A 12,736-nucleotide genomic window follows, 5' to 3' on the forward strand; every position below is an offset into this window, starting at 1 on the left:
AAGAATCAGCCAATTAGTGAACTGATAATCTCCTTCGTATATTCGAAACTTGTATGATGATGTGCATGAATTCCTTCTTTTTTTGCAGCTTCAACCAGCATTGGACGATCGTCAAAATATAGACATTCATGCGGTTGCGCCTGGGCGATACCCAATGCCAACCTGAATATACCCGGATCAGGTTTACGCATACCAACCTCGCAGGAAGATACAAATGCATCAAAAAAATTATGAAGTTGATACTTTTGAATCCGGTACTCATTCAGTTCTTTCGGTTCATTGTTCAGCGATATTGTTTTAATAAAATGATTCTTATATTTCCATTTAATTAACCATTGTAGTGTGCCGGGCAACTCCACCGACTGCTCTAACATAAATGCTTTAAACTCTTCCCTGGAAAAATTCCTTGGGTGATTGAAAACGGTTGTATCAAGATAATCGTCCATTGATATCTTGCCCATTTCCCAAACATTAAATATAAAGTCGTGCAACAAGTCCATCTCATTATACTCAATACCGAATTTTTTCGCGGCTGCTTCGCGTGATTCTTGCCCCCAACCATTTGTTAGCAATACGCCTCCTATGTCGGAGAACAAAATTTTATATTGTTGACTCATTGAATAATTTTAATTGATTTTTAAATTTTTATCGCTCATTATTATAATTCTGTTCCAGCGCCGTAACTTTTTGCAAACGTCTTTTATGTCTTTCACCGCCGATAAATTTTGCCGATAAGAAAGCTGTAATTAACTCTTCTGCCGCCATAAAGCCAGTAACACGCCCTCCCAAACAAATCATATTCATATCATCGTCCTCAACTCCCTGGTGTGCTGAAAAATGATCATGAATAAGACCAGCCCTCACCCCTGCAACTTTGTTAGCAGCAACAGACGCTCCCACTCCGCTTCCGCATATTGCGATTCCTCTTTCTACTTCTTTAGCTGCGATTGCCCGTGCCAGTGGTATAATAAAATCCGGGTAGTCATCTTTTGTGTCTAATTCGTACGCACCAAAATCACTTATTTCATAACCAAGGTTTTTAAGAAACGAGGACACTGTTTCTTTAAGATCATAACCACCGTGATCTGCGGCTATTCCTATTTTCATTTTAATAAGTATTAAATTTTTTCGGACATATTAGCCATTTCATATTTCCCGGCATTCATTTTATGTTCCTGTTCCCAAAGCCGGGCGCCACCTTTAATACCATCCCTGTTACCGGCAATAACAATATTATCATCGAGCTTGAAATTTATTTCTTTTGCGCCGCCACCGCTGATATAAAGCCGATCGTAATTAAAAACTACCTTTAAAATCCCGATCACTCTCTTCATACGTTTATTCCAATTTTTCTTGCCTATTCTTTTAAATTCAAATTCTCCTATGTATTCATCGTAATCTTTATTTTTTGTAACCGGGTGATGTGCAATTTCAAGATGCGGCATTAAAACACCATCGCGCAAGAAGGCTGTACCAAAGCCGGTACCTAATGTTATCATTAACTCAAGCCCTCTGCCACTTACAACTGCCAGTCCCTGGAAATCAGCATCATTAACAATAAGTGCCGGTTTGTGCAATAGATCTTCCAGCGCTTTGGCAAGATCAAAATTTGCCCATGCTGGTGTACCCAGGTTAGGAGCTGTTTTCACTATACCATCTTTAATATAGCCCGGAAAGCCCGCAGCTACTTTATCAAACGCCGAAAACTTTTGTGCTAATTGATTAATTACATCAAGTACTTTATCAGGATTGGCAGGTGAAGGAGTCGGCAATTTTTGATACTCGTCCAAAAAGGTTCCGGACGCATTTAATACAGTAGCTTTAATATTAGAACCACCAATATCAATCGAAAGTATCTTTTGTTCATTTTCTGTAAACATCGCTTTTACATTTTTAATTAGCAGTTATTGTTGGCCTGAATTCACAAATAGTTATCAATCAAAGAACACAAATATAAATACGATTTATTTTTAGATTTGAGTAAATGATTTAAATGAATATACAGAATACCATTTTTTAAAAGTGTATTTAATTAAAAAAAATATAAGAAGGCATATTCCAAAAGAATGGAAGGAGCATGTTACATTCTTTACAGCCGGCTGGTTCATTGCATTAATATTCTTCTACATGATGCGACAGGTAGGAGTTTCAGGACTACCACATTTTCATTTTACTTTTTTAAAATCTATTTTATTATTACCATTCTTCTCACTTGTATCCGGAGTAATCTTTGGTTCACTTCATCACGTTTTTCAGAAATATTTTTTTAGAAAGATTCCCTTATGGAGAGTAATGTTGCGTTTAGCAATTGATCAATTGCTGATTATATCACTTCTGACGCTTGTTTATTTCCTGTCGGTTAGAATGATGGAAACGAATCCCGTTAGGTTTTGGGATTTTATTAAATCTCCCTCTACTTTAATTTATTATTTATATGTTTTATTGGTAAACCTGTCGTTAAGTTTTTTATGGGAAATTACCAGGCTGTTGGGAAGCGGGAATTTTGTCAAACTGGTTACCGGCAGATTTTATAAACCTAAAGAAGAATACAGAATATTTATGTTCGTGGATCTTAAGTCTTCTACCACCATTGCTGAAAAGCTCGGGCATATCGCTTACAGCAGTTTTATAAAAGATTGTTTTTACGACCTCGCAGTGGTACAACATTACAATGCCCAGATTTATCAATATGTAGGCGACGAAGCGGTTCTTACCTGGGAAAGATATAAGATGAAATATGTAACCCAATGCGTAGACGCTTTCTGGGCATTTAATGATGAGCTTTCGAAGAGGTCAGCGTATTATAAGGCGACTTATGGAATTATTCCCGACTTTAAAGCGGGCATGAGTATCGGAATGGTAACGGTCGTTGAAATTGGAGACATCAAAAAAGAAATTGCTTACCATGGAAATACTTTAAACACGGCATCACGCATTGAGGCAGTTTGTAATTTTTACAACGAAAAATTATTGATTTCAAAAAAAATGTATGATGAACTTATCAAGGAAAAATCATCTTACATCTATACAAAGATTGCAGAAACCCAACTAAGAGGTAAACAAGGAATCACTGAGATTTATAGTGTAAGAAGAAGTAGTGCAATACCAACAATTATAAATTAATTGAAACGTTAATACAGTGAGTCTTTTGTTTTATTGAATCAATAATTGATATGCATTTAATTTCACTTTATAAAACATTGCATCTATATTCACATTTGTTAATAAGTTTTCATACATATAATTGCATTCAATATGTTTTTTAAGATAATTTAGATATGTTATTAAAATGTAAACAAATTATTAAAAAATCCAAATGAATTATTCTGCTTATTCTCTGCCGAACCTAACCAAAATTTCCCACTACGGTTTCGCAACACTTTACCAAAATAATCTAACGGGTGAAAAATCTTTACACGCCACCGTTTCCTACAAAGCAGGTGATGTTTTTTCAAAGTTTGAAGCGGCTGAAACCCTTACTGCCCCTAATAAATACACGGTTCAGGTTAATGAAGGAATTCACATAATTCTTGATCCGGAAGTTTTACAATACATTAATCACAGTTGTAATCCCAATGTTTTTTTCGATACAACGAGAATGGAATTAAGTTGTCTTAAAGACATTTCATCAGGAGATGAACTTACATTTTTTTATCCTTCAACAGAATTTGAAATGGCTTCGCCATTTAATTGTTTTTGCGGAGCAAACAATTGCCTTCATAAAATACAGGGCGCGTCGTTTTTATCACAGGAAGTTATTCACCATTATAAGTTTACTGATTTTATAATGCAAAAGTTAAACATACCTCACCTGCAAAAAGTATGATCATGCAAATGATCTTAAAAAACTATGCTTCCATTTCATAAAGAACTTTTTGTATGGGTCTTAGCTCCTTTTGTTGAAACAAATGATGCGAATCTTGACTATTATTACGACTACACACAAAGCATAGAAGAATTTACCGCCGCATTTAAAGAACTAAATATAAAATGGCAATGGCAACCGGTTACTAACAGTGATTTCAAAGCAATCATCGATTTAATTATCGCCGGCCCTAATCCGGAAAATGTAGTCGTGATAAATCTTTGCGATGGCGATGAAATAAATAATGCACCGGGCGTAAATGTTATAAGGTATCTCAAAAAAAGTGGCCTTTGTTTTACCGGATCAGATGAATATTTCTATCGGACCACCACTTCTAAAATAATTATGAAGCAGGTTTTTGAGGCAAGAAATATCGCTACGCCGCCCTGGCAAATTATCACAGATGAGCCTTCAGATGCCAAATCAATTTTTAAAAAGTTAGGTAACCCTGTTATTGTAAAACCGGCTATTTCCGGCGGAAGTCTCGGTGTCGGCATTCATTCAGTGGTGAAAAATTCAAAGGAATTATTACAACAGTATGACAAGCTGTTGCAAGGATACCATGGATGGAACCTGGTTGATGGCGGTGTATTTGCAGAAAAGTTTATTGACGGCCCGGAGTTTACAACGCTTATAGTGGGCAGTGGTGCTAATATTAGAGAATGTAAGATTTACATGCCTGTTGAAAGGGAATTTAATAATTCACTGCCAGCTCATGAAAAATTTTTATCATTCGACAGACTTTGGGAAATTTATGAAGACGAAACGCCGATAAACAATAATGAGGATTTTTATAATTACCGGACGCCGGATCAATCGCTCTTAAAAAATATCTGCAAAATAAGCTTTGATGCTTATAAAGCGGTGAGAGGAAAAGGCTACGGCCGTATTGATATTAGGATGGATAAAAACACCGGCAAAATGTATGTACTTGAAGTGAATGCACAATGTGGTTTATCCGATGACGAAAATTTTACTTCTATAGGTGCCATCCTCCGCCTTTCGGGTAATTCGTTTGGTTCGTTGATTGCTACTATTATAAGAAATGCCTTAACTCATAAACACATTACAAAGCAAAAAAAGGCAAGACAACTCGAACTTATTTAACTAGAAAACTTCAATTTAAATTATACAATGAAAGTTTGTGTGTTGCAGCCTGATTACTCCACTACGGATGTCGATTATAAATACTATGATCCCCCAAGAAATCTTTCTTCACTGCTTCCCGGCGATATTGTTGATCATGTTTTTTTGAACAAGCTTTCCACTTACAAGAAATTAAAAGAGCTTCGAAAAAAGAACTATGACATCTTCGTGAATCTTTGTGAAGGATACCTTGAATGGTCGGTTCCTTCAATTGATGTGATACATTCCTTTGAAATGCTAAACTTGCCGTACACCGGCCCTACTCCATTATTGTATGATCCCCCAAAAGAATTAATGAAATATGTGGCTTACACATGTGGAATAAAAACGCCAGCGTATGTATTAGTAACACATATTGAGCAAAGAAGTGAAGTAGTATCGAAATTGAAATTTCCTTTATTTATAAAACCAGCTAAAGCAGGTGATAGCCTTGGTATTGATGCTGATTCTCTCGTGAGAAATGAAAAGAATTTAAAGAAAAAAATTGATGAACTCCTGGAAGATTACCAGGAACTGTTAGTAGAAGAATATATTGCCGGACGAGAGTTTACCGTTTTGGTAGTTGCAGAACCAGGCGACAAAAACAATTGCTCTGTTTATAACCCGCTTGAATTTGTTTTTCCTGAAGGAAAGAAATTTAAAACCTACTCACTTAAAACATCTGAACTCCACGAGGAATGTAACATTCCCTGTAAAGAACCGGAACTCGGGCAAAAGTTAAAAGAAGCCGCCTCAAAAATATTTAAAGCGTTTAACGGTAAGGGTTACGCCCGCCTTGATTTCAGGGTTAACGACAAAAATGAAATATTTTTTCTCGAAATAAATTTTACCTGTTCCGTATTTTATGAAAAGGGATACGAAGGATCTGCTGATTATATATTAATGAATGACCCTACAGGCAAGCAAGGTTTTTTGCAAAAAATTATTAAAGAAGGAATAGCTCGCCATGCTGAAAAACAAAAGAAATATGTCGTAAAATGTAATGCCGTGGCGGGTTATGGCATTTATGCAGCAAAATATATTGCACAGGGAGAAATAATATTTGCAAGTGAAGAACAGCCACACAGGCTCGTTACAAAAAAATATGTGGAACAAAACTGGAATGATGAGGAACGCGAAAATTTCAGAAGATATGCATGGCCTGTAAGTAGCGAGGTATATGTTTTATGGGATAATGCACCTGCGGAATGGTCGCCTCAAAATCATTCATGTAACCCCAACACCAAATATGCAGGGTTAAACGTAGTTGCTGTAAAACCTATTGCGAAAGGAGAAGAGCTAACACTGGACTACACTACCTTTCTTAATAATGAAATGGAAAGTTTTATCTGCAACTGCGGAGCAGAGAATTGCAAAAAAGTTATTCAGGGTGTGCATGAAAATTCTGTAACCTTCCAGGAAAAAAATAAATTCTAAAGTGAGCTATCAAGTCATTCGATGAGATCCGCTACTTACTTTCTCGCTGTGCGAATAAAAACAGGAAACGATATTTTTCTTTTTAAAACATTCCCCCAAACTCTTTTAAGTTCGACAGAAAATTTATCAACAGGATTTTCATTGTTCTTTCTTATGTAATGCTGCACTGCCGACCATGTATTTAAATAACCAATTACCTGTTCAAACTCCCAGGAATAATTCATGGAGAATTCCGGGGTATCAATTTCTTTAAAGGGAAAAGGAATTGTTGAATAATGATATTCAATATATTTTCTTTCTGCATCCCAGTAAGGGCCGGTAGTTTCCCTGTAAAATTTATCAATCAATACATCTATTTCTTTATTTATTTTGAATACGTCATAACCTATTATAGCAATAATGCCGCCTCGCTTTAAAGTTCTGTTTACCTGCCTATAAAATTTCTCAAAATCAAACCAGTGTATAGCCTGGGCAACCGTTATCAAATCAAATTTATTATCCGGCAACATAGTATCTTCTGCGCTTTGCACAGAATAAAAAATATTTATCTTCTTTGTGGCATTGGCAACTTGAGCCGCACTTATATCGGTGGCATATACTTCGGTAAAATATTTGGACAATGTAACGGCTAATTGACCATTGCCTGTGCCGCAATCCCATGCTGCTTTTCTCACAGGCAGCAAGGGAAGTAGAAAGTCAAATAATTGTTTTGGATATCCAGGGCGAAACTTCGAATATAAGTCTGACTGTTTTGAAAAATTGTCCTTCATAGGTGCAAAGATGATTCATTGAAAGAAGATGGAAAGAATAAATAACTTATGAAACCGGTTTATCTTTATAGTAATAAAAAAAATATGACCAGAGAAGAAAAATTTATGATGGAAGCCATAACACTTTCAAAAAAAGCTATTGGAAATAATGAAGGAGGGCCATTTGGTTGTGTTATAGTAAAGAATGATGAAATTATTGGCCGGGGAAATAATAAAGTAACCGTCGAAAACGATCCTACGGCCCATGCAGAAGTGATGGCTATAAGAGATGCCTGCAAAAATCTTGGGAGTTTTCAGTTAGACGATTGTGAAATTTATTCTTCATGCGAACCCTGCCCTATTTGTCTTGGCGCTATCTATTGGGCACGTCCTAAGGTTGTATATTATGCTAACACGCGGGATGATGCAGCTTCCGTCGGATTTGACGATTCTATGATTTATGATGAAATAAAATGTGACATTGGGCAAAGAAAAATTCCCTTAATAAATTTATGCCGTAAGGATGCATTCGCGGTTTTTGAAAGTTGGGTAGATAAAAATGATAAACTGCTCTATTAAAATACCATCTGTTAAATGACCATTAGATGACTTGATTTATTTCTGCATGTATCCGCTGCTTTATGTTTGTGAATTTAAATCTACAAACAGGGGTAGGAATAAGTCCCCATTTTCTAAAAGTAAAAAGTATAAATTTGCTGTATGTCAATGTGTACCTTTTTTATCCCATTTACCGGTGACGCCGAAAGTATTTTGGCGAAAGCAAAGGCAGCCATAGAAAGCCAGAATGGCGAATTTACCGGCGATGTCAATTCAGGAAATTTCGAAGTATCCGTTTTTGCTAATTCAATAAAAGGCCATTATAACGTAAGAGGACAGAACCTTAGTCTTACCATTACCGATAAACCTTTCCTGATACCTTGCAGCGCTATCGAAAGCCTTTTAAAATCGAAGATTTCATAGCTCCGCTATGCCGAAACATTTTTCTTAGCCAAAACGGAGTGCACCTTTTTTATTAAGTCGCCGACTTCAAAAGGTTTCGCAATAAAATCATCAGCTCCATAATCGTGTATAGCACTTTCGGCAATTCTGGGGAAAGCCGAAAAAAGAAGTACGGGAATATGTTTTGTGTACGGCGATGCTTTAAGTTTCTGGCAAACATCCAGGCCATCTATTCCTGAAAGAAAAACATCCAACAATATTAATTGCGGCTCAAATATTTTCATCGACTTGTTTGCCAACTCCCAATCTGTAAAAGTATATATGTCAAACCCTCTCTTTATTAAAAGCGTTTCCACCACTTTTAAAAGGTCCATATCATCGTCAATTACGTAAATGCGGAGCATACTGCTGAGTTATCAAAAATTGTGCGGATTTCTTCAAGCTTAAAGAGGCTGATAAAATAATTGGTCAAAACAAAGCTAAGAGATAAAATGACTTGGCATCTTACTTCAATATCATCGTTTCATTAATTTTTTTTAGGTGTGCGCTTCCGCATAAACCTGCCAAAAAACTTTGTTCAAACTATATCCCCTCAATTAAATTGGAAGTGATTTGATGCCTCACGAATCAGGCCGTAGTGTACTTTCAATTATGGACGAAATACTTAACCAGATCGGCGTTTTTTATGAGCAACAGGAATAAATTTAACTATTGGTATAAAGATTTAGAATTAATTACTCTCGTACATTATCAATTATATCGCGATCAAACAACTTAAATGAGCCTAGCATTTCCAACTATTTCGTGGGCTAACGGCACTAACATATACGAAGTAAACATCCGGAAGTATACTGCTGAAGGTACTATTGCAGTAATTTGCAAACATATACCCTGGCTAAAGGATATAGGAGTTGAGATATCGTGGCCTATGCCGATAACATCTATCAGTATAGAAAAAATAACATCATCTCTGTCATCAACGTAAAAAACATTACACACTCAATATACTACAACGGTTGACGGTCTTTTTTGGCACGGTCCTGTGGTTTTTAAAAACCAAAAAGTTAAAATACCTTTTTCGTACCCGGTTTTTAAAAAATCCGTATCAGCGTCCGTGGGGATCAAAATTTCGCGATGAAAGCATTCATAATTAAACGTGCGTTTTTTATAGTGCTCATCTTCGCCCATGAAGTCCTGGTTATGTAAAGCCGAAATAGAAAGGAAACCAGACTCCGTTATATTCACAAAAAAATCTTCTCGCTCTAGTCCGGGCGTTGCCAACTCTATTTTATAGTATTCAGAAGTTTCAGAGATATTATAATCTGGATTCCTCCCTCCTTCATGATGCTTTGACAATTCTTCCATAAGATTTTCGAGCTTAAAATTGTCAGGAACATATTCTCCCGGATAAGTTGAAATTGCTTCCTTATGATTGTTTGAAATCGACATTACATTCGCGGTTTAAAGTTGAATTAGAAAGCTGGCGTAGAGATAAATCCGATCAAATGTTCCTTAATTAATGTGCGACTCTCCTCTCAAAAACATCAGTGCAAATAATATGCCTGCCATGTTTGTCCACGATCTAAATTACCATCGCCTTTAATTACTTCCGATATCAGTATTGACCCATTTGGCAAATTCGTTAAATTGTTCACCAAAATCTCCACCATATAAACCTGGTTTGTTATCATAGTGTGAGTGATTGTTTGGTCTTATTTTTCTTCCAAAAAAAGGCAGGAAAGTTCGAACCTAACGCCCAGGGTTGACCGAAGTTTCTTCAAGGTACAGCACGGAAGGGTATCTACGTCTATACTAAAAAAGCACTATCAATTTCTGCAACCGTGGATAAACCTAGAGAAACGGAAGACGTACATCAAACAAATCTTTTAATGCACGTCTTGCAGCGTAATAACCGCAAATACCGTGGACACCGCCGCCTGGTGGCGTTGAAGATGAGCAAACATAAATACCTTTTGCTGAGGTGCGGTATGGGGAAAGCCGCAGTACAGGGCGTGAATATAACTGAGTAGCAATAGCCGCACCGCCGTTAATGTCTCCGCCTACATAATTGGGATTATAAGTTTCCATATCATTACAATTCATTACATGCCGGGCAAGAATACAGTCTTTAAAGCCAGGAGCAAAACGCTCTATTTGCTTTTCAATAGCATGCGTCATGTCAATTGTGGAACCATTGGGAACATGACAGTAAGCCCATGCTACGAATTTGCCCTGCGGTGCTCTCGTGATGTCAACAACACCCGGTTGTACCAATAAAATAAAAGGTTTATCCGAATGTTGATTCTTCGAAATAATTAACTCGCTGTCGTATATCTCTTTTATGGTTCCGCCGATGTGAACGGAAGGTGCCAGCCTGCATTGTGCATTCATAAAAGGTACCGGCTCGCTTAATGCCCAATCGACTTTAAATATACCAGGTCCATATTTGTATCTTTTTAGCTGCCATTTGTACAATGTAGAAAATTGTTCTCCTGCCAGGGTGCATAGTTGTTTAGTTGTGACATCAAGAATTAATGCTTTGCAAGATGGCAATTGTTTCAGCGAAGTTATCATGTTCCCTGTTTGTATTTCTCCCCCAGAACTTTTAAAACACGCTGACAAAGCATTGGTTATTTGCTGTGCTCCTCCTTTCGGCAAAGGCCACCTGTTAACATGTGCCAGTATATTAAGAACTATTGCCATAGACGAAGTTGTAAGGGTATTCAAGGCAAGCATAGAATGCGCTCCCAGGCCCGCAAAAAACGATTGAGCCTTAATGCTGGCAAACTGGTGTTTTGCAAAATGACTTGCCGAACTAAGCGCATAATAAGCAAATTTTATTTTCGCAGTAGAGAGAGTACTCGCATGCAACGGGCCTAAAAACGATGACCGGATGGACGGCCATTCTTTAACCAATGTCGAAAAAACTCTTTTATAATTATTGGAATCCTCACCAAACTGAGCAGCGGTAATTTCTACAGAAGATTGTATGGTTATTAATGAGCCATCATCAAAAGGATGGGCAACCGCGTACGTTGGTGTTAAATATTCAAGCCCAAACTGCTCAAGATTAAACTGCCTGAAAACAGGAGAATCTGCCGCAAGCGGATGAACGGCCGAACAAACATCATGAATTAAACCCGGAAGTGTAAGTGCGGCCGAACGCATGCCACCCCCCAAACTTTTTTTCCCTTCGATGAGCAACACATTCAATCCTGCACGCTGCATGGTAATTGCAGCAGCAAAACCATTCGGTCCCGAACCAACTACAACAACATCATGTTTTGTATTCACATTAATTGTACCACTTTGATGTATTTAAAATTTAAAATTGCGCCAAAAAGTGCAGATAAAGATAAATGGAGTACAACAGGTATACAGCGAAATTACCTGATTAAATTTTTAGAAGAGATGTTGCAAACCCTGGAAAATAAAACTATTCCACTTGCTGGATGGAAGCTGGCTAACAAAAAGATAAAAATTTTGTGATGCAATAGGGGAAGAAATAATACTTAATCATAAATGATTTCTAATTCTTTTTTACATACTCAAATACTTGTAACTAAATTATCTCTTAAATTCAAACAAATTATATCAATCATTTTGTAATGATCCCCACTTCAGCATATCCTGTATTATCATTACCCTCTGTATTCTTCAAAGCTCTTAGTTTCATAAAGCGGGCTTTTTCAGTTCCAAATTTTTTTGTTTGCCACAAAGGGTTGTTTTTAATATTAGAAAATTCGCCTTCGTCAACCAACGTCCATTCAACGTTATCGTTCGAAACATAAAACTGGTAATTGGTGATGATTCCGGGATTCCATAATCCCTGGTCAGGCAAATACCTGAAACCAGACAATGTTTCTTCTTTTCCCAAATCGATGACTAGATCAACCGGCATTTTTTTATCATTGCTTTGATGCCATGCCGTAGAAGGATCTCCGTCTAAAATTGCTTTGGCTTTGTCATCATTTATTCCTACAATTTTCCAATCCTTACGGGACAGGTCAAATGTTTCCTGGCTCTCAGGACTGCTCTTGCCCGTAGTAGCATCGTAAGCAATTGCTTTTACGTCCAATTTCCCTTCGGTTGGAACGGGACCAGTATATTTTTTCGAATGCGGGGTCAGGGCACTTCCATCCAATGTATAGTAAACAACGGACTCCTTATCGCCAGGGGTAATAATTATTTCACCGGATTGATTTCGGATGATGGAAGGAGCGGTAAGGATTTGCGGCGCATTATAAACTCCGATGTTGGAAATGACGGGACAGGCTTTCGCATTGGTGATATTAAAACGAATTTTTGTTGCTGTTACACCTGGGAAAACAAGAATGCGTTTATAGCCAATTGTTGTTGCATTGGCTACTTCTTGCCAACCACCATCAACTAACGCTTCAAGGGTAAACGCTTTTACCCGTTGCCCCAACCTGATATATTCCTGAGCCAGGAAACGGTTGAACGTTGTTGGCTTCGCCAAATCTATTGTAAGTGAAGTCGTTTTTACATTATCATCTGTCGCCCAATAAGTGTTTTTATCATTATCAACAGCGTTGTCAACTCCAAATTTTTTATTGTTGCCGCGAACATTAGAAGCAGT

Annotated in this window: 16 protein-coding genes; 8 read left to right on the forward strand and 8 right to left on the reverse strand. The window is 37.2% G+C overall.

Going from position 1 to position 12,736, the window contains the following annotated elements:
- Nucleotides 1-5 precede the first annotated feature (5 nt).
- Genes ACO1O5_RS03160 through ACO1O5_RS03170 form a run of 3 tightly spaced genes read right to left on the reverse strand, consistent with a single transcriptional unit; the run spans nt 6 to nt 1,880 of the window.
- Nucleotides 6-617: an HAD family hydrolase gene (locus ACO1O5_RS03160; protein WP_486268383.1), complete on the reverse strand. Its 612-nt coding sequence runs from the start codon at nt 615-617 to the stop codon at nt 6-8.
- A gap of 28 nt (nt 618-645) precedes the next feature.
- Nucleotides 646-1,107, reverse strand: a complete 462-nt coding sequence (locus ACO1O5_RS03165) for an RpiB/LacA/LacB family sugar-phosphate isomerase (protein WP_486268384.1) — start codon at nt 1,105-1,107, stop codon at nt 646-648.
- A gap of 11 nt (nt 1,108-1,118) precedes the next feature.
- Nucleotides 1,119-1,880: an ROK family protein gene (locus ACO1O5_RS03170; RefSeq protein WP_486268385.1), complete on the reverse strand. Its 762-nt coding sequence runs from the start codon at nt 1,878-1,880 to the stop codon at nt 1,119-1,121.
- Between the two features lie 142 nt (nt 1,881-2,022).
- On the opposite strand from ACO1O5_RS03170, the gene ACO1O5_RS03175 reads away from it, so the two are divergent.
- The 4 genes from ACO1O5_RS03175 to ACO1O5_RS03190 all read left to right on the forward strand — a co-directional run bounded on the left by ACO1O5_RS03175 (nt 2,023) and on the right by ACO1O5_RS03190 (nt 6,427).
- The gene (locus tag ACO1O5_RS03175; protein WP_486268386.1) at nt 2,023-3,123 is read left to right on the forward strand and encodes an adenylate/guanylate cyclase domain-containing protein; all 1,101 of its coding nucleotides are present in this window, start codon (nt 2,023-2,025) and stop codon (nt 3,121-3,123) included.
- A gap of 193 nt (nt 3,124-3,316) precedes the next feature.
- Complete coding sequence (locus ACO1O5_RS03180) at nt 3,317-3,826, forward strand: SET domain-containing protein-lysine N-methyltransferase (protein ID WP_486268387.1); 510 nt, start codon at nt 3,317-3,319, stop codon at nt 3,824-3,826.
- Nucleotides 3,827-3,850: 24 nt separating this feature from the next.
- Complete coding sequence (locus ACO1O5_RS03185) at nt 3,851-4,972, forward strand: ATP-binding protein (protein WP_486268388.1); 1,122 nt, start codon at nt 3,851-3,853, stop codon at nt 4,970-4,972.
- A 27-nt stretch (nt 4,973-4,999) separates the two neighbouring features.
- The gene (locus ACO1O5_RS03190; protein WP_486268389.1) at nt 5,000-6,427 is read left to right on the forward strand and encodes an SET domain-containing protein-lysine N-methyltransferase; all 1,428 of its coding nucleotides are present in this window, start codon (nt 5,000-5,002) and stop codon (nt 6,425-6,427) included.
- Between the two features lie 35 nt (nt 6,428-6,462).
- On the opposite strand, the gene ACO1O5_RS03195 is transcribed toward ACO1O5_RS03190, so the two are convergent.
- The gene (locus ACO1O5_RS03195) at nt 6,463-7,197 is read right to left on the reverse strand and encodes a class I SAM-dependent methyltransferase (RefSeq protein WP_486268390.1); all 735 of its coding nucleotides are present in this window, start codon (nt 7,195-7,197) and stop codon (nt 6,463-6,465) included.
- 84 nt (nt 7,198-7,281) lie between these two features.
- Between ACO1O5_RS03195 and ACO1O5_RS03200 the strand changes: the two genes are divergently transcribed.
- Entirely contained in the window at nt 7,282-7,755 is a 474-nt protein-coding gene (locus tag ACO1O5_RS03200; RefSeq protein WP_486268391.1) for a nucleoside deaminase, read from the forward strand.
- Between the two features lie 141 nt (nt 7,756-7,896).
- Nucleotides 7,897-8,157 carry a hypothetical protein gene (locus ACO1O5_RS03205; RefSeq protein ID WP_486268392.1) on the forward strand — a complete coding sequence of 87 codons (261 nt, stop codon included), beginning with the start codon at nt 7,897-7,899 and terminating at the stop codon, nt 8,155-8,157.
- A 5-nt stretch (nt 8,158-8,162) separates the two neighbouring features.
- On the opposite strand, the gene ACO1O5_RS03210 is transcribed toward ACO1O5_RS03205, so the two are convergent.
- Complete coding sequence (locus ACO1O5_RS03210; protein ID WP_486268393.1) at nt 8,163-8,540, reverse strand: response regulator; 378 nt, start codon at nt 8,538-8,540, stop codon at nt 8,163-8,165.
- A gap of 374 nt (nt 8,541-8,914) precedes the next feature.
- On the opposite strand from ACO1O5_RS03210, the gene ACO1O5_RS03215 reads away from it, so the two are divergent.
- Nucleotides 8,915-9,121, forward strand: coding sequence for a hypothetical protein (locus tag ACO1O5_RS03215; protein ID WP_486268394.1), 207 nt, complete (start codon nt 8,915-8,917; stop codon nt 9,119-9,121).
- A 14-nt stretch (nt 9,122-9,135) separates the two neighbouring features.
- Here ACO1O5_RS03215 and ACO1O5_RS03220 read toward each other — a convergent pair whose 3' ends face one another.
- The gene (locus ACO1O5_RS03220) at nt 9,136-9,585 is read right to left on the reverse strand and encodes an Hsp20/alpha crystallin family protein (protein WP_486268395.1); all 450 of its coding nucleotides are present in this window, start codon (nt 9,583-9,585) and stop codon (nt 9,136-9,138) included.
- Between the two features lie 402 nt (nt 9,586-9,987).
- Complete coding sequence (locus ACO1O5_RS03225; RefSeq protein WP_486268396.1) at nt 9,988-11,430, reverse strand: phytoene desaturase family protein; 1,443 nt, start codon at nt 11,428-11,430, stop codon at nt 9,988-9,990.
- 18 nt (nt 11,431-11,448) lie between these two features.
- Between ACO1O5_RS03225 and ACO1O5_RS03230 the strand changes: the two genes are divergently transcribed.
- Nucleotides 11,449-11,625 (forward strand): hypothetical protein, encoded by a 177-nt coding sequence (locus ACO1O5_RS03230; protein WP_486268397.1) that lies wholly within the window; start codon nt 11,449-11,451, stop codon nt 11,623-11,625.
- 109 nt (nt 11,626-11,734) lie between these two features.
- Here the strand turns inward: ACO1O5_RS03230 and ACO1O5_RS03235 are convergent.
- The coding region (locus ACO1O5_RS03235; protein WP_486268398.1) for a discoidin domain-containing protein at nt 11,735-12,736 on the reverse strand (1,002 nt) is incomplete at its 5' end.

This window comes from Ginsengibacter sp. (assembly GCF_057362405.1).

Coding starts and splice junctions, on each gene's coding strand:
- ACO1O5_RS03185 (WP_486268388.1), top strand. CDS start 3,851: ATGCTTCCATTTCATAAAGAACTTTTTGTATGGGTCTTAGCTCCTTTT.
- ACO1O5_RS03190 (WP_486268389.1), top strand. CDS start 5,000: ATGAAAGTTTGTGTGTTGCAGCCTGATTACTCCACTACGGATGTCGAT.
- ACO1O5_RS03195 (WP_486268390.1), bottom strand. CDS start 7,197: ATGAAGGACAATTTTTCAAAACAGTCAGACTTATATTCGAAGTTTCGC.
- ACO1O5_RS03215 (WP_486268394.1), top strand. CDS start 8,915: ATGAGCCTAGCATTTCCAACTATTTCGTGGGCTAACGGCACTAACATA.
- ACO1O5_RS03170 (WP_486268385.1), bottom strand. CDS start 1,880: ATGTTTACAGAAAATGAACAAAAGATACTTTCGATTGATATTGGTGGT.
- ACO1O5_RS03230 (WP_486268397.1), top strand. CDS start 11,449: ATGTATTTAAAATTTAAAATTGCGCCAAAAAGTGCAGATAAAGATAAA.
- ACO1O5_RS03220 (WP_486268395.1), bottom strand. CDS start 9,585: ATGTCGATTTCAAACAATCATAAGGAAGCAATTTCAACTTATCCGGGA.
- ACO1O5_RS03210 (WP_486268393.1), bottom strand. CDS start 8,540: ATGCTCCGCATTTACGTAATTGACGATGATATGGACCTTTTAAAAGTG.
- ACO1O5_RS03160 (WP_486268383.1), bottom strand. CDS start 617: ATGAGTCAACAATATAAAATTTTGTTCTCCGACATAGGAGGCGTATTG.
- ACO1O5_RS03165 (WP_486268384.1), bottom strand. CDS start 1,107: ATGAAAATAGGAATAGCCGCAGATCACGGTGGTTATGATCTTAAAGAA.
- ACO1O5_RS03205 (WP_486268392.1), top strand. CDS start 7,897: ATGTCAATGTGTACCTTTTTTATCCCATTTACCGGTGACGCCGAAAGT.
- ACO1O5_RS03180 (WP_486268387.1), top strand. CDS start 3,317: ATGAATTATTCTGCTTATTCTCTGCCGAACCTAACCAAAATTTCCCAC.
- ACO1O5_RS03200 (WP_486268391.1), top strand. CDS start 7,282: ATGACCAGAGAAGAAAAATTTATGATGGAAGCCATAACACTTTCAAAA.